17 protein-coding genes are annotated in these 15,644 nt (G+C 72.3%); 12 read left to right on the forward strand and 5 right to left on the reverse strand.

Annotation, left to right across the window (positions count from 1 at the left end):
• Positions 1 to 197: 197 nt before the first annotated feature.
• On the reverse strand, positions 198 to 734 hold the full coding sequence (locus UO65_RS20860) for an NUDIX domain-containing protein (protein WP_110081848.1): 537 nt from the start codon (positions 732 to 734) through the stop codon (positions 198 to 200).
• Between the two features lie 56 nt (positions 735 to 790).
• Here UO65_RS20860 and nucS point away from each other — a divergent pair, with 56 nt between their 5' ends.
• The 5 genes from nucS (at position 791) to UO65_RS20885 (ending at position 6,696) form a co-directional block, all read left to right on the forward strand.
• The gene (nucS, locus tag UO65_RS20865; RefSeq protein ID WP_035285270.1) at positions 791 to 1,450 is read left to right on the forward strand and encodes an endonuclease NucS; all 660 of its coding nucleotides are present in this window, start codon (positions 791 to 793) and stop codon (positions 1,448 to 1,450) included.
• 151 nt (positions 1,451 to 1,601) lie between these two features.
• Positions 1,602 to 3,290, forward strand: a complete 1,689-nt coding sequence (locus UO65_RS20870; RefSeq protein WP_035285273.1) for a sodium:solute symporter family protein — start codon at positions 1,602 to 1,604, stop codon at positions 3,288 to 3,290.
• Positions 3,291 to 3,301: 11 nt separating this feature from the next.
• Positions 3,302 to 3,619 (forward strand): hypothetical protein, encoded by a 318-nt coding sequence (locus tag UO65_RS20875; RefSeq protein ID WP_324608978.1) that lies wholly within the window; start codon positions 3,302 to 3,304, stop codon positions 3,617 to 3,619.
• Positions 3,620 to 3,768: 149 nt separating this feature from the next.
• Positions 3,769 to 4,785, forward strand: coding sequence for a DUF3558 domain-containing protein (locus UO65_RS20880; protein ID WP_152552191.1), 1,017 nt, complete (start codon positions 3,769 to 3,771; stop codon positions 4,783 to 4,785).
• Between the two features lie 129 nt (positions 4,786 to 4,914).
• Entirely contained in the window at positions 4,915 to 6,696 is a 1,782-nt protein-coding gene (locus UO65_RS20885) for a 3-hydroxyacyl-CoA dehydrogenase family protein (RefSeq protein ID WP_035285279.1), read from the forward strand.
• 101 nt (positions 6,697 to 6,797) lie between these two features.
• On the opposite strand, the gene UO65_RS20890 is transcribed toward UO65_RS20885, so the two are convergent.
• Positions 6,798 to 7,004, reverse strand: coding sequence for an FmdB family zinc ribbon protein (locus tag UO65_RS20890; protein WP_035285281.1), 207 nt, complete (start codon positions 7,002 to 7,004; stop codon positions 6,798 to 6,800).
• A 43-nt stretch (positions 7,005 to 7,047) separates the two neighbouring features.
• On the opposite strand from UO65_RS20890, the gene UO65_RS20895 reads away from it, so the two are divergent.
• The gene (locus UO65_RS20895) at positions 7,048 to 7,344 is read left to right on the forward strand and encodes a hypothetical protein (protein WP_035285283.1); all 297 of its coding nucleotides are present in this window, start codon (positions 7,048 to 7,050) and stop codon (positions 7,342 to 7,344) included.
• 34 nt (positions 7,345 to 7,378) lie between these two features.
• Here the strand turns inward: UO65_RS20895 and UO65_RS20900 are convergent, their stop codons facing one another.
• Positions 7,379 to 7,972 (reverse strand): GNAT family N-acetyltransferase, encoded by a 594-nt coding sequence (locus tag UO65_RS20900; RefSeq protein WP_063935983.1) that lies wholly within the window; start codon positions 7,970 to 7,972, stop codon positions 7,379 to 7,381.
• Positions 7,973 to 8,019: 47 nt separating this feature from the next.
• Here UO65_RS20900 and UO65_RS20905 point away from each other — a divergent pair, with 47 nt between their 5' ends.
• Entirely contained in the window at positions 8,020 to 8,712 is a 693-nt protein-coding gene (locus UO65_RS20905; protein ID WP_035285285.1) for a hypothetical protein, read from the forward strand.
• Positions 8,713 to 8,731: 19 nt separating this feature from the next.
• On the forward strand, positions 8,732 to 9,472 hold the full coding sequence (locus tag UO65_RS20910; protein ID WP_035285306.1) for an alpha/beta fold hydrolase: 741 nt from the start codon (positions 8,732 to 8,734) through the stop codon (positions 9,470 to 9,472).
• A gap of 62 nt (positions 9,473 to 9,534) precedes the next feature.
• Here the strand turns inward: UO65_RS20910 and UO65_RS20915 are convergent, their stop codons facing one another.
• The gene (locus UO65_RS20915; RefSeq protein ID WP_035285287.1) at positions 9,535 to 10,308 is read right to left on the reverse strand and encodes an enoyl-CoA hydratase-related protein; all 774 of its coding nucleotides are present in this window, start codon (positions 10,306 to 10,308) and stop codon (positions 9,535 to 9,537) included.
• Positions 10,309 to 10,422: 114 nt separating this feature from the next.
• On the opposite strand from UO65_RS20915, the gene UO65_RS20920 reads away from it, so the two are divergent.
• On the forward strand, positions 10,423 to 10,995 hold the full coding sequence (locus UO65_RS20920) for a helix-turn-helix domain-containing protein (protein ID WP_035285309.1): 573 nt from the start codon (positions 10,423 to 10,425) through the stop codon (positions 10,993 to 10,995).
• 55 nt (positions 10,996 to 11,050) lie between these two features.
• Here the strand turns inward: UO65_RS20920 and UO65_RS37500 are convergent, their stop codons facing one another.
• Complete coding sequence (locus UO65_RS37500; RefSeq protein ID WP_181400162.1) at positions 11,051 to 11,215, reverse strand: hypothetical protein; 165 nt, start codon at positions 11,213 to 11,215, stop codon at positions 11,051 to 11,053.
• A gap of 24 nt (positions 11,216 to 11,239) precedes the next feature.
• Between UO65_RS37500 and UO65_RS20925 the strand changes: the two genes are divergently transcribed.
• The 3 genes from UO65_RS20925 (at position 11,240) to UO65_RS20935 (ending at position 15,447) form a co-directional block, all read left to right on the forward strand.
• Complete coding sequence (locus tag UO65_RS20925) at positions 11,240 to 11,884, forward strand: hypothetical protein (protein ID WP_035285289.1); 645 nt, start codon at positions 11,240 to 11,242, stop codon at positions 11,882 to 11,884.
• Between the two features lie 426 nt (positions 11,885 to 12,310).
• Positions 12,311 to 14,914, forward strand: coding sequence for an EndoU domain-containing protein (locus tag UO65_RS20930; protein ID WP_035285291.1), 2,604 nt, complete (start codon positions 12,311 to 12,313; stop codon positions 14,912 to 14,914).
• A gap of 2 nt (positions 14,915 to 14,916) precedes the next feature.
• Positions 14,917 to 15,447 (forward strand): hypothetical protein, encoded by a 531-nt coding sequence (locus UO65_RS20935; protein ID WP_035285293.1) that lies wholly within the window; start codon positions 14,917 to 14,919, stop codon positions 15,445 to 15,447.
• Positions 15,448 to 15,644 lie beyond the last annotated feature (197 nt).

Consider the following 15,644-nt stretch of genomic DNA (forward strand, 5'->3'; position numbering starts at 1 on the left):
GACGCGGTCCGGACCCACCCAAGGTGGACTAGACCATTGAAAAATGTCAATCACCCCTTGGCGATCGAGACAAACCCTTTCCGTCCACAGTGGATTCGCCGTGGTCTCGGCGAATCAGATTCACGTCCACCCGTGACACCGCCGCGACCGGGGCGCACCCGCCGCCCCGGCGCACCCCCGACCGCGGTGTCGGCCGGCTACTGGCTGTGGTGCTCGTGCAGCAGAAGCTGGGTGTAGGCGGCGATCGACTGCGCGTCGACGATGGAGCCGTCGCGGATGCCCGCCTCGAACCCGGCCCGGGGGAACCAGGCGGCGCGCATGTCCTGCTCGGTGGCCTCCCGGTCCGGGGCGCCCTCGGTGAGGTCGGTGGCGAGGTAGACGCTGCCGCCCTGGCTGGTGAGCCCGGGGGCGACGTCCAAGTGGCCGATCAGGGTCATCGTGCCCGCGGTCAGCCCGGTCTCCTCGCGCAGCTCGCGCACCGCCAGCTCCGCCGGGTCGAGGTCGGCGCGGTCGGGGGCGGTGCCCTGGGGGAACTCCCAGCGGCGCGCGCCCACCGGGTAGCGGAACTGCTCGACGAGCATCAACCGCTCCCCGTCGAGGGGGATGACCAGGGCGTAGTGCGGTTTGTCCACCACCCCGTAGATGCCGGGGCTGCCGTCCGGGCGGCGGATGGCGTCCTCCCGGACGGTCATCCAGGCGTTGGCGTAGACCTGCTTGGAGTCGAGGCGTTCCACGGGGTAGATCCTGCCCGGGGGCACCGGCGCGGGCGCACGGGGCTAACCTGCTGCGCGTGCGCCTCGTGATCGCTCGCTGTCAGGTCGACTACGCCGGACGGCTCACCGCCCACCTCCCGATGGCCAACCGGCTGCTGCTGGTGAAGGCGGACGGGTCGGTCTCGGTCCACTCCGACGACCGCGCCTACAAGCCGCTGAACTGGATGACCCCGCCCTGCTGGCTCATCGAGGAGCCGGGCATGTGGGTCGTGCAGAACAAGGCGGGCGAGAAGATCGCCATCACCATCGAGGAGATCCACCACGACTCCCGGCACGAGCTCGGCGCCGAACCCGGCCTGATCAAGGACGGCGTGGAGGCCCACCTGCAGGAACTGCTCGCCGAGCACATCACCACCCTCGGCGACGGCTACACCCTGGTCCGCCGCGAGTACCCCACCGCCATCGGCCCGGTCGACATCCTCTGCCGCGACGCCGCGGGCTCCTCGGTCGCCGTCGAGATCAAGCGCCGCGGCGACATCGACGGGGTGGAGCAGTTGACCCGCTACCTGGAGCTGCTCAACCGCGACCCGCTGCTCTCCCCGGTCACCGGTGTCTTCGCCGCGCAGCTCATCCGCCCCCAGGCCAAGGTCCTCGCCGAGGACCGGGGCATCCGCTGCGTCACCCTCGACTACGACACCCTCCGCGGCATCGAGAGCGACGAGTTCCGCCTCTTCTGACCCGGTCAACGGGCTAGTGGACTGGACCACTCGGACGTGTACGGGCGGCGAATTCCAGCCCTTCGTGAACGGTGGTCGACTTCGCCGTGCGCCGCGGTGCGGTCGGGTCCATGCTGTTCCCGATCACATCGACGTGTACGACGGGGGCGGTATGCATTTCCTCGCGGACGCGGACCTGCGGCTGGACGCGGGCCCGATCGACTACGCCTTGCTGGCCGTCTACTTCGCCCTGGTCCTGGGGATCGGGGCGATGGCGCGGCGCTCGGTGTCCAGCAGCCTGGACTTCTTCCTGTCCGGCCGGTCGCTGCCCGCGTGGGTGACCGGGTTGGCGTTCATCTCCGCCAACCTCGGCGCGGTCGAGATCTTCGGCATGACGGCCAACGGCGCGCAGTACGGGTTGCCGACCATGCACTACTACTGGATCGGCGCGATCCCGGCCATGGTGTTCCTGGGCCTGGTGATGATGCCGTTCTACTACGGCTCCAAGGTCCGCAGCGTGCCGGAGTTCCTGCTGCGGCGGTTCGGGAAGTTCGCGCACCTGACCAACGGCATCAGCTTCGCCCTCGCCCAGGTGCTCATCGCCGGGGTGAACCTGTTCGCCCTCGCCACCGTGGTCAACCTGCTGCTCGGGTGGCCGCTGTGGCTCTCGGTCGTGGTGGCGGCGGTGATCGTGCTGGCCTACACCTCCCTCGGCGGGCTGTCGGCGGCCGTCTACAACGAGGTCATGCAGTTCTTCGTGATCGTGGCGATGCTGCTGCCGCTGACCTTCCTCGGCCTCAAGCGGGTCGGCGGGTGGCAGGGCCTGGTCGACAAGGTGGCCGGGACCACGGGCAGCTCCGCCGCCGACCAGCTCAGCTCGTGGCCGGGCACCAACCTGACCGGCATCGGCAACGCCACGCTGTCGGTGCTGGGCATCGTGTTCGGCCTCGGCTTCGTGCTGTCCTTCGGCTACTGGACGACGAACTTCGCCGAGGTGCAGCGGGCCATGTCGGCCAAGAGCATGTCGGCCGCGCGCCGCACGCCGCTGATCGGGGCGTACCCGAAGACGCTGATCGCGCTGATCATCATCATCCCCGGCATGATCGCCGCGGTGATCGTGCCGGAGCTGCGCGAGATGAAGGCGGGCGCGGAGAACGGGGTCACCTACAACAACGCGATCCTGCTGCTGATCCGCGACCTGCTGCCCAACGGGATGCTGGGCATCGCGATCACCGGTCTGCTGGCGGCGTTCATGGCGGGCATGGCGGCGAACGTCAGCTCGTTCAACACCGTCTTCACCTACGACATCTGGCAGGCGTACATCGTCAAGGACAAGCCGGACGACTACTACCTGCGGGTGGGGCGGGTGGCGACGGTGGCGGGCTGCGTCGTGGCGATCGGCACGGCGTTCATCGCCTCCAGCTTCAACAACATCATGGACTACCTCCAGACGTTGTTCGGCTTCTTCAACGCCCCGCTGTTCGCCACGTTCATCCTCGGCATGTTCTGGAAGCGGATGACCCCGCTCGCCGGTGGCCTCGGCCTGATCTTCGGCACCGCCTCGGCGGTCACCGTCGACCTGCTCAACCGCGCCGAGGTGCTGGACCTGGCCGGGCAGGGCGCGAGCTTCGTGGCCGCCAGCGTGGCCTTCGTGGTCGACATCGCGGTCAGCGTGGGCGTCTCGCTGGTCACCAAGCCCAAGCCGGAGTCGGAACTGCGCGGCCTGGTGTGGTCGCTGACCCCGCGCGACCAGCTCCGCCACGACGACACCGGGGAGAACTCGGGCTGGTACCGCAAGCCCGTGGTCCTCGGCGCCGGGGTGCTCGCGCTGACCGTCGTGCTCAACATCGTCTTCTGGTAGGGGGAGTCAGCGTGACGGAGAAGGTTGTGGCGGAGAAGAAGGCCAAGGCGGGTCTGTTCGACCTGCGCGGCATCCTGGCGCTGCTGTTCGGCGTCTACGGCGTCGTGCTGACCGTGATGGGCCTGGTGTCGACCTCGCAGGCCGACCTGGACAAGGCCGCGGGCGTCAACATCAACCTGTGGATGGGCGTGTTCATGCTCGTCGTGGCGCTGGCGTTCCTCGCCTGGGCCCGGCTGCGGCCGCTGGCCGTGCCGGAAACCACGGGTGAGACCGCGACAGGTTCGACGGCGGGCTCGACCGCGGCGACCGAGGGCGGTCGCGGGAACTGACCCCGGGGTGGGGCAGGCTCCGGACCGCGGCCCGCCGCGGTCCGGAGCTGGTTCCAGTACCCCCTACGGTCCACGGTGGAGCGACCCGGCCCCCGGCGATCCGCGGGTTCGGCGCACGGGCGGCCGCGGCGTTGACTACCGTCTCGGGAGTGAGGGCTTCGAGGCGACGGCGGTCCATGGCGGTGGCGGGGTGCCTGGTGGTGCTGCTCGCCGGGTGCGGCACGGGCGCCGACCTGGCGAAGACGACCGGCAAGCGGACCACCGTGCCCGCCACCGAGGGGCTCGACGCGGGTCCGGAGACCGGCGGCAGCACGCCGCCGCCGACCGGGGACGACGTGTTCTCCTCCGCGTCGCTGCGCCGGGTCAACCCGTGCGCGATCATGGACGAGGAGACCATGTCGGGCTTCGGCACCCCGGCGCGGAGCAGGCTGCGCGACTACGCGCTCTGCTCGAACTACATGAAGGACCCCGGCGGCCGGGACCTCAACTTCACCATGACCATCGGCGACAGCAGCCTGGCCCGCAAGGCCCAGGGCGCGCTCAAGATCGGCGGCCTGCCGGTGGCCGAGTCCGAGTTGGACGACAAGACCGCCTGCTTCGTCACCGCCATCACCGAGACCGACCCCGACCGCGGCATCACCGTCCAGATCGGCAGCGACACCCCCGGGGGCCTGTGCGAACCGGGGCGCAAGCTGCTGGAGACGGCCGTCACGAAGATCCGCGACAGCAAGCCGGAGCTGGAAGTGCGCAAGGGGTCGCTGGTCGACCTGGACGCGTGCACGGTCCTCGACGACTCCGTGGTGGCAGGCGCGATCGGCGACGGCCCGGGCAAGAAGCCGACCGGGTTGCACAGCTGCACCTACAACACCGAGGGCGTCACCTTCCGGGTGGAGTTCTCCCTCGGCACCGACCCGGACGAGCTGGCCGAGGCGGCCAAGACGACCCCGGTCGACCTGGGCGGGGTCCGCGCCCAGCAGCGCAGCGAGAGCACCTCCTCCACCCGGTGCAGCCTGTCCTGGGCGCACGTCCCGTTCGAGGGCGCGGAGGGCAACGCGGAGGTCGTCAAGGTCGACTTCACCCGCTACGACCCGCAGGCGGGCGAGGACGCGTGCGCCAAGGTGCAGACCGTGGCGAAGGCCCTGCTGCCGAAGCTGCCGCAGAAGTAGGCCGCTCTCCCTGAACGGTCCAGTGGTGCAGTTCACCTGGACTAACCGTGGTCGCGTGGCAGTATCAGCAGTCGATGTTACTCGGAAGTAGCATCGTCGTTGCTGTCATCGGGGACTGCGGAGGTAGTCGTGGCGCGTGAGTTCTCCACCGTCGGTGTTGTCGGACTCGGGACCATGGGCGCGGGCATCGCGGAGGTGCTCGCCCGCACCGGGGTGCGGGTCGTGGCGGTGGAGGTCGACGACGCGGGCGTCGAACGCGGCCGCGGCCACGTCGAGCACTCCACCGGCCGGGCCCTGGCCAAGGAGAAGCTCACCGAGGCCGAGCGCACCGAGCTGCTCGGGCGCATCACCTACACCACCGCCCTGGCCGACCTGGCCGAGGCCGACCTGGTGATCGAGGCCATCCCGGAGTCGCTGGAGCTCAAGGCCCGGGTCTTCGGCGAACTCGACCGCATCCTCAAGCCCGAGGCCGTGCTGGCCTCCAACACCTCGTCGCTGTCGATCACCGAGATCGGCGTCCACACCGGACGCCCGGGCAAGGTCGTCGGCCTGCACTTCTTCAACCCGGCCCCGGTGCTGAAGCTGACCGAGGTCGTGCGCACCGTGGTCACCGAGCCGGACGTGGTGGACGACGTGGTCGCCTTCGCCCAGAAGCTGGGCAAGGAGCCGGTCGTCATCGGCGACCGCGCGGGCTTCATCGCCAACGCGCTGCTGTTCGGCTACCTCAACCACGCGGTCTCGATGTACGAGGCGCGCTACGCCACCCGCGAGGACCTCGACGCGGCCATGCGCTACGGCTGCGGCTACCCGATGGGCCCGCTGGCGCTGCTGGACCTGATCGGCCTGGACACCGCGTACGAGATCCTGGAGACGATGTACGCGCAGTCGCGCAACCGGCTGCACGCCCCGGCCCCGATCCTCAAGCAGATGATCACCGCGGGCCTGCTCGGCCGCAAGACCGGCCGCGGCTTCTACACCTACGACGCCCCCGAGTCGCCCACCGTGGTGCCCGACGCGCTCACCCCGGCCGCCGCGGGCGAGTCCGACGTGGCGCTGCGCGAGGTGCAGCGGGTCGGCGTGGTCGGCACCGGCACCATGGCCACCGGCATCGTCGAGGTCTTCGCCCGCAAGGGCCACGACGTGGTCCTGCGCGCCCGCAGCGCCGACAAGGCCGAGGCGGCGGTGGGCAAGGTCCGCAAGTCCCTCGACCGCCAGGTCGCCAAGGGCCGCCTGTCCGAATCCGACCGCGACGCCGTCCTGGCCCGCATCTCCCCGGCGGTGGAGTTCGAGGAGCTGGCCGACTGCGACCTGGTCGTCGAGGCCGTCGCCGAGGAGCTGGCGATCAAGCAGGCCGTGTTCGGCGCGCTGGACGAGGTGGTGAAGCCGGGCGCGATCCTGGCCACCACGACCTCCTCGCTGCCGGTCATCGAGTGCGCCGCGGCGACCTCCCGCCCGGCCGACGTGGTGGGCCTGCACTTCTTCAACCCGGCGCCGGTCATGAAGCTGGTGGAGATCGTCGAGACCATCTCCACCGGTGCCGACGTGGTGGCCACCGCGCGGGCGCTGTGCCTCAAGGTCGGCAAGCAGCCGGTGCACTGCGGCGACCGCGCGGGCTTCATCGTCAACGCCCTGCTGTTCCCGTACCTCAACGACGCGATCAAGATGCTCGAGGCGCACTACGCGGAGTCCGAGGACATCGACACCGCCATGAAGGTCGGCTGCGGCCTGCCGATGGGCCCGTTCGAGCTGCTGGACGTGGTCGGCCTGGACGTGTCGCTGGCCATCGAGCGCACCCTCTACAACGAGTTCCGCGAGGCCGGTTACGCCCCGGCCCCGCTGCTGGAGCACCTGGTCACCGCGGGCCGCCTGGGCCGCAAGACCGGCAAGGGCTTCCGCGACTACAGCAAGTAGCACCCGGTTCGGTGCTCGAACGCCCCCCGGTCAGGTGACCGGGGGGCGTTCGGCTGTTCAAGTGGCCGGGACGCCAGGGCGTCGGGGCACTGGGGCGCCGCTCAGCCGCAGCAGCCGCCGCCGCAGCACCCGCCGCCGCCGGACGGCGCGGGGGCGGCGGAACCGCCGCCCAGCCCGGCCATCGTGAGCAGCTTGACCGTGTCCTCGTGGCCGCCGGGGCAGGGGGCGGGGTCGGACGACGCGCTCATCGGCCGCCGGACCTCGAAGGTCGACCCGCAGGACCGGCAGCGGAACTCGTAGGTGGGCATGGCCCCATTCTGCCCGTCCCGGTCAACCCGGATAATCGGTTGCGTGCCACGCCGGAACAACACCAGGCGCTCCGAGGAGCCGCGCCCGCTCAGCGGGGCGCTGGCCGCGCAGCGCGTGGAGTCGGCCTCCGACGGGGACTGGTACGTGCGCAACGTGACCGGGTCGCAGGCGGGCAAGGTCTACCGCTGCCCCGGGTGCGACCACGAGATCCGGCCGGGGGTGGCGCACGTCGTCGCGTGGTCGGCGGACGACCGGACCGGGGTGGAGGACCGCAGGCACTGGCACCGCGCATGCTGGGACGCGCGGGGGCGACGGGGGCCGACGGCGCGTCGGTGGTGAGGGCGCGCCCCGACGTCCCGCTTGCCCACCCCGATCAGGCAGGTCCCTCCCTGGTTTGCGCAGGAAGCGCCCGTGGCAAGCGCTTGCCCTCGGTCATCCCCGGGCTGGCGGTCCGTTCCGCCGGGGTGCTGTGCCACCGGTAGAAGCGGCACGGGGCGCCCGTGTACTCGGCCTGGCGGAATTCGGTGAAGCCGAGCTTGTCGGCGACCCGCCGGGCCGGTTCGTTGTCCAGGGTGGTGATGATCCACACCGGGAGGTCCGGCCGTTCGGCGGCGGCCCAGTCCAGGGCGGCCCCGGCCATCTCCGGGGCGTAGCCGTGCCCCCAGGCGCGGGGGCGCAGGCGGTAGTAGAGGTTCAGGTAGCGGTGGCCGTCGAACTCGCCGAGTTGCAGACCGCCGAAGCCCAGGACGGCGGCGTCGTCGGGGAGGGTGATGGACCAGTAGCCGAAGCCGTGGGTCCGCCAGTGCTCCAACCAGAAGTCCAGTTGGGCGCTGGTCTCGGCCGGGGAGCTGGGGCCGCCGGGGCGGTGGCGGCAGGTGCGCGGATCACCCTGGATGGCGACGGCGGCGGCGATGTCGGCCCGGTCGACCGGGCGCAGGACCAGCCGCTCGGTGCGGATGCCGGTCATGGCGCCGAACCTACCCCCACTGGCAGGCGGGGCGCCGGTGCGCTTCCATGATCGATGTGGACAACACCGATGACGCGATGGACCGGGTGCCCTGCCCGCAGCCCTGGCGCAAGGCCGACGGGTCGGTCAACCCGGCGGGCGACCCGGCGGGGCGGGCGCTGACCGCCGAGGTCGACGGCACCCGCGGTCTGCTGCTGCCGGTCCGCCAGTCGACCACCGCCGCCGTCGCCGTGCTGGCCGTCCTCGGGGTGGCGCTGCTGGTGCTGGCCGCCTTCCTGTTCGCCGCCGGGGGTGTCGTGGCGGTCATCGGCGGGGTCCTCGCGGTGCTGTTCGGGCTGCTGGTGGTCGTCTCCTGCGTCACCGCGCTGCGCAAGCCGCGGGCGGGTGCCGGGCTGCTGCTGACCCCCGACGGGTTGCTGCTCAACTGGACGACGCCGCTGACCAGGTTGCCCTGGTCGCAGGTGCGGGAGGTGCGCCCGGTGGCGGTCCGGCTGGGGCGCGCCAACACCGCCGCGAGCGTGAACTACCTCGGCGTGGTCACGGCCGACCCCGGCGCGGCGGGCGAGCGGCACCGCGGGCAGGCCGAGCGGTTCGGCAAGGACCTGGCGTTCGCGCTGTCCACGCGCACCCTGCTCGTGGACCAACTGGTGGCGCTGCGCGCGCTCACCCACTACCTCGACCACCCCGAGCACCGCGCCGAACTCGGCACCGGGGCGGCGGTCACCCGGCTGCACGGCTGAGGGTGGTCCAATGGGCGGTGTGCACCACACCGACACCGGCTCCGGCACCCCCTTCCTGCTGCTGCACGCCTTCCCGCTGGACTCCCGGATGTGGGACCCGGTGCGCGCCGAGCTGTCCGAGCACGTCCGCCTGATCACCCCCGACCTGCCCGGCCTCGGCCGCTCGCCGGTCCCGCAGGCACCGCCGTCCCTGGAGACCACCGCCGCCGACCTGGTGCGGCTGCTGGACGACCTCGGCGTGGAGCGGGCCGTCGTCGGCGGTTCCTCGCTCGGCGGCTACGTGCTCATGGCGATGCTCCGCGCCGCCCCGGAACGGATCTCCGGCGCGGTGTTCATCGGCACCAAGGCCACCGCCGACACCCCGGGGGCGGCGGCGGGCCGCGAAACCCTGGCGCGGCGGGCGGAGGCGGAAGGCGTGGTGCCGTGGTTGGCCGAATCCACGCTGCCCAACCTGCTGCACGACCAGACCGCCGCGGCGGCGCTGCGCCCCACCATCGACAGCCAGCCGCCCGCCGGGGTGGCGTGGACCGCCCGCGCCATGGCCGCCCGCCCGGACTCCCGGGAAACGCTCCGCGCCCTCGACCTCGACGCCCTCGTCGTCCACGGCGCCCACGACGCGCTGATGCCCCCCGAGGCGGGGCGGGACATCGCCGACCTCACCGGCGCCCGCCTCCACGTCGTGCCCACCGCGGGCCACCTCCCCGGCCACGAGACACCCCGCGACTTCCTCGACGCCGTGGTCCCCTGGCTGGCCCGGTAGCGGAAGCCGCGGGCGCGGTGGAACCCCGTCCGCACAGCCGCAACGATCCCCGTGGGCAGGTCCTAGTCGGGCCAGACCGGGGAGCGCTTCTCCAGGAACGCGGCCATGCCCTCCTTCGCGCCCGGGAGCTGCGAGGCCGCCGCCATGACCTCGACCGCCAGCGCGTAGGCGTCCTGCTCCGGCCGGTCGAGCTGGGCGTAGAGGGTCTGCTTGCCCAGGGCCCTGCTCGCCCGGCTGCCCCTGGTGGCGCGGGCGAGCAGGTCGTCCACGGTGGCGTCCAGGTCGGCGTCGGGCACCACGCGGTTGACCAGGCCCCAGTCCAGGGCGGTGCGGGCGTCGATGACGTCGCCGGTGAGGGCCAGTTCCACCAACCGCTTGCGGCCGACGGAGCGGGCGACGGGGACCGCCGGGGTGTGGCAGAACCAGCCGCCCTTGCCGCCGGGCAGGGCGAACCCGGCCGATTCGGCGGCCACCGCCAGGTCGCAGGTGGCGACGAGCTGGCAGCCCGCCGCGGTGGCCAGCCCGTGCACCCGGGCGATCACCACCTGCGGGATCGCGTGCACGGTGCGCATCAGGTCCGTGCACAGGAGCAGCAGGTCGCGGACACCGGTCAGGTCGCGGGCGGCCACGTCGCCGAAGTCGTGGCCCGCGGAGAAGACCGGGCCCGCGCCCGCCAGGACCACCCCGGTCGCGTCCGAGTCGCCCGCCGCGCGGAAGGCGGTGAGGAGTTCGGTGAGGTGGTCGGCGGACAGCGAGTTGCGGCGCGCGGGCCGGTCCATGGTGATCCGCACCGCCTCGCCGGTCCGCTCCACCCGGATGTGCTGGTACTCGGTCATGCCCGCGACGCTAGCCGTGGTCGCCGAGTCGAGGTCGCTCCCGCGCCCCGGCTGAACCTCGCGCACGCTCTGCCGTAATGCCAAATTCCGTGCCGGTATGGCAAAGTGGTCGCCATGGACGTCGAACAGGTGCTGGCCGGGATCGGGAGCAGGCTCAAGGCCGTGCGGGTGGAGCGCGGGACCACCCTGACCACCCTCGCCGCCGAAACGGGCATCTCGGTCAGCACCCTGTCCCGCCTGGAGTCCGGCAAGCGCAAGGCGACCCTGGAGCTGCTGCTGCCGATCGCCCGTGCCCACGGCAGCGACCTCGACGAACTCGTCGGCCTCACCGGCACCCCGGACCCCCGCGTGCACGCCGAACCGCGCGAGATCGAGGGCCGGACCTTCTGGCCCCTCACCGCCGCCCCCGGCCAACCGCGCGCCTACAAGGCCCTGTTCCCCCCGAGCACCGACGAACCGGACCCGCGCACCCACGAGGGCCACGAGTGGATGTACGTCCTCAGCGGCAGGCTGCGGCTGCTGCTCGGCCCGCACGACGTCATGCTGGCACCGGGGGAGGCCGTCGAGTTCGACACCAGGGTGCCGCACTGGATCGGCAACCCCGGCCCCCACCCGGCCGAGGCCCTGATCCTGTTCGGCCGCCAGGGGGAACGGGTCCACCTGCGCACCAAGTCCTCAGTGGACTAGAGACCCCCGCGAAGCCCGGTCACCGCCGGGCGGGGCCCCGGACCGCGCAACCGCGTCACTTCCCGGCGCCCCCGGCCTCGGCGACCCGCCTGCGCAAGCGGTCGCGCACCTCGTCCGGCGTGTACGCCCGCCGCTGCCGCTCCGCCCGCGTCATCGCCACGCCGGTCGCCGCCACGCCCACGACACCGGCCAGACCGAGGAACTTCCACACCCGCCGCATCCGCGCAGGCTACCGTTCCGGGACATGATCGACCTCGACCAGGCAGTCTCGCTGACCCGCACCGGTGACCTCTGGCTGTTCCGCGGGCGCACCCCCGCCGACCGGGCCATCCAGACCCTCACCAACAGCCCGGTCAACCACATCGGCATGGCCGTGGTGCTGGAGGACCTGCCGCCGCTGATGTGGCACGCGGAGCTGGGGCGCTCCCTGCCCGACCGCTGGTCGGGGGAGCGGCAGCGCGGGGTGCAGTTGCACGACCTGCGCGACGCCGTGGTCGTGTGGGCCACCCGGTACGGACAGCGGGCCTGGCTGCGGCAGTTGGCACCGCTGGTCTCCGCCGCGCAGGAGGACGCGCTGCTGCGCACGATCGCCCGGTTGGACGGGACGCCGTTCCCGTCGAGCGCGCGGCTGCTGGGGCGGTGGGCACGGGGGCAGGCACCCCGGTTGCGGTGGCAGAAAGCCCGGTCCCGCGACCTCGAATCGGCGTACTGCGCCGAGGTGGTGGGGGCGACCTACGAGGACCTGGGGTTGTTGCCCGCGGGGCGCCCGCACAGCTACGACCCGGGGCAGTTCTGGAGCGGGGACGACCTGCGGTTGCTGGGCGGGGCCCGACTGGGGGCGGAGATCGCGGTTTCGGTGCCCGAGGGGAGCGTTCCGGTGGGGGAGTGAAAAACGGTCGTCGACCGGTGGGTGGCGTTGTTGAACTCCGGCATGGCTTCCGGTGCCGATTAGGTCGATGAAGCTGTGTGGTGGGCGCCCGAGCGGGAGGGCGGGCCGCGCAACATCGCTTGGGCCTGGGGTTGCGGGGCGGCCGGAAGACATGGAAATCTGCGGCGCTTTCCTGGGTTCCGTTTTGCTGTGGGCCACCGGGCGGGACCGGCTGGGGGCCGATGAGTGGGAATGGGCCAACCGGTCGAACCCGGGACGACGATGACCCCTTCCTGGAATCGAAATGGGTCATTCTCCACCGGCCCCGTGGAACCGGTGCCCGCGAAATGGCAGGAATAGGACACCCCCGGTTGCGCGCGGGTGGAACCCCGCGGGGGAATGGGGCCTCAAAGGGGTGCTGGCCACGCTTGATCCTGGGGGTACTCGATGCCGAGTCCAGTCAGTCGCCTGTTCGCGCGCACAGTCGGTCTGGGCGCCGCGGTCATCGCCGTCGTCGCGGTGCTGCTGTTCGCCGTGCTCACCGGGCCGGGTGAGATCGCGGGCACGGCGCGACCGGTGGCCGCGGCGGACCTGGCCGAAACGGCGCTCGCTCAGCTCGGGGCCATCGAGGACCTGCGGCTCAGCGGCACGATCGAGAGCGACACCGGGGTGGCGCTCACCGTCGACGTGGTCGCGCTTGCGGGCGGTGAGACGACGGCGGCGGTGGCCGACGGGACCGGTGGGGTCGCCGAGTTCGTCGCCGTCGACGACCGCGTGGTGGTCAACGCCAACCGCGAGTGGTGGCTGAACACCGTCCCCGTGCACGCGGAACCCGTGGCGGGCAAGTGGGTGCGGGCCACCGCCGACATGGGCTTCCCGATCGGCATGCTGGACGGGCTCTCCGGCGCGGCGCTCAAGGGCGCGATCGAAGAGGCGGCCGGGTCCGGGCGGTGGTCGTCGGAGGTTGTGGAGCGCCCGGACGGCCAGTTGGCGTTCGCCCTCACCGCAGCGGACTCGCCGTGGGCGGTCCACCTGGCGGCCCGGGGCGAACCCCGGCTGCTCGGTGTCGACGGGCCGCTCGCCGAGGTGGGCGACCGGCTGCTCGGGTCCGCCCGGGGCGGCTCCTTCCCGAACGCCACCGTCAGCACCACCGCCGCCGACGACCCGTGCCGCAAGCGCGCCGACAGCAAGGTGGCCGACGCCAGGAAGCAGGTGGCGTCCGCGCCGCAGGCGCCTGCGGTCCCGACGCCCTCCAGCGGGCCCTCCGTGCGGGTCTCGGTGACGCCGACCGCGCTGTGCACGTCGCCGGTGTGCCCGGCCCCCGTGGTCGTCGCCAACAGCGGCGACCAGCCCGCGGTCGGGGTCGTGTCGCTGACCTCCAGCAGCGGCGGGGGCGGGACGCAGCCGTTCTCCGCCCCGCCGGGGGGCCAGGACCAGAAGGTCTTCCAGATCACCAACCCGGCCACCGGGTGCAGGCAGACCTGCACCCGCACCGCGAGCGTGACCGCGTTCGCCCAGATCACCAGCATCGCCGGGCCGGACATCGACCTCGGGCAGCGGCTCACCGGCAAGGGCGTCGACCCGAACCGGCCGGTCCCCGGCAACCCGGCCGTCGCGGGCCCGGACGTCAACCGGATCATCGACGGGCTCACCGGCGCCCCCGGCGTGCCGGGGTTCTCCGGTCGCGGCGCCCAGTCCTCCGGGGTCGACCAGGTGCTCGACCTGATGGAGCGGGCCACCGACAACCGGGTGACCGGTGTCCTGCTGTGGTTGGTCGGCGACATCGCGAAGGTGCGGGCGCCGGGCGGCCCGGTGCACCCGGTGGTCGACCTCGCCGAGAAAGCGCTCTCCGGCACCCCGGACGGCAAGCTCGCCGCGGTCAGCGCGCTGCAACTGCTGGCCGACCTGGCTGCCCAGGACGGCAGGCCGGACGGGTCGCTGGTCATCGGCGAAGGCCTCATCACCGACACCCACACCGGGCGGGTCCACTCGATCGGCGCGCTGGCCGCGGCGGACAACGCGACCGTGAACGAGAAGGTGTACGAGCTGGTGGAGAAGTCGCTCGCCCGCTTCGACGGGCCGGGCGTGACCGCCGGGTTCGAACGGGTCCTCGTGCTGGAGTTCGCCCAACCGGTCCCCAAGTTCGGCGCCGGGAGCCGGGTCAACGTCGGCAAGAAGCTGAACGTCGAGGTCGACGGGAAGCCGCTGCGCGCACTGTTCCTGGACGGCTCCGGCAAGCCGAAGATCACCCGGTTGATGGTCGGCAACCACCCCACCCGGGAACGCGTGGACGGCCGCCACTACTCCTACGACGCCGAGGACCTCGCCGCGCTCACCCACCAGCGCGACCAGCAGCCGCCGACGAGCAAGCCCACCCCCGGCGACCTGGTCCACACGCCCGGCGGCGAGCGGCACATCCTCCAGGGCGACCCGGACGACCCGGCCGCGACCCGGCACGGCAAGGCGGGCGGGCACCAGTCCGGCGCGGGCGGCCCGTCGCGGACGGAGTTCCCGCCGTCGTGGACACCCGAGGACATCAAGGCCGTCGTGGCCCGGGTCGTCGACCAGGGCCGGACCGTCGACACCTCCGGTGCGCCCGCCAACGGCCCGAACTCGTCGTTCACCTCCTACGGCACGCCCATCCGGTCGTGGCGCTACCTCGACACGGTGACCCACAAGGGCGTCACCATCGAGGTGGACGTCATCGTCTTCGCCGACGGCTCCGTGCGCACGGCGTACCCGACGGCGGGCGGCGCCAGCCCCAACCGGGTCGTGACGCGCGAGGATGTGCACGTGCACAAGACCGCCACGATCGGACCGAACACGATCTTCAAGAACCCGGCGGCCGCCCCGGCGAGCCCGCAGCTCAACAGCGCGCGGACCGGGTCGCCCCGCTACGACCAGAAGACCGACACGTGGCGGTACCCGGCGCTGGACGCGCGCGGCAGACCGGTCAGGGACCCCTCGGGCAAGCCGGTCGAGTACCGCACCGACGACACCGGCAAACTCGCACCCGGTTCCCCCGTGCCCCCGCCGACGGGGAACTGCTGACCGTGGACGCGGGGATGGTTGACCTGCTGCGCGGGCTCGTCGGCCGGATGCCGGACGACCACGTGACCGGCCTGCGGATCGAACTGGCGGAGAACGGGCCCGCCGAGGCGGAGTGGACGGTGCTGTGGCGGCTGCGCGAACACGGCCTCCGGCTCACCGACGCCGAGGTCGCGCTCCTGCCGCTGATCGAGGTGGACCGGGACGACTTCTCCGTGGAACCCCCGGGCGCCGCGCGACCGGAGCACCGCTTCGAACCCGCCGCGCCGTCGGGTGACGACGAGGTCCTGCTCGGCAGGGCCGAGTCGCCCGAGCTGCGGCGGGTGGTCAAGGCCAGGCGCGTTCCGACCGGGGACGCCCCGGCGAAGGTGGTGTACGTGGCGGAGTACGGCCCCGGTGTGGATCTGGTCGCGCTCCAGTCGCTCCTGTCGCAGCGCCTGGGGGGTGCTCTCGCGGAGGTCGTCGTCGCGGGCGAGGACCTGCCCCCGTACCAGGCCGCGGCCTTGGCCGCGGGTACCCCGATCTGGCCGCGCTGAGCTTGGTCCTGTGTGGAGGGTTTATCACCCGACCGGGGGAACCAGGTTTTTCGTTGAGGCGCCTGGCTGTGCTCGGCCGTGCCTTCACGAGCCCGGTCGTTTGGTGGGTGTGCTCGGCCGTGCCTGTGTCCTGCAAAGCGCCGGGGTTTTGGTGGGGGTGCCCGGCTGGGTGGATGTGTTTGGCCGGGGCCCCTATG

It is taken from the genome of Actinokineospora spheciospongiae, from assembly GCF_000564855.1.
Taxonomy (GTDB): Bacteria; Actinomycetota; Actinomycetes; order Mycobacteriales; family Pseudonocardiaceae; genus Actinokineospora; species Actinokineospora spheciospongiae.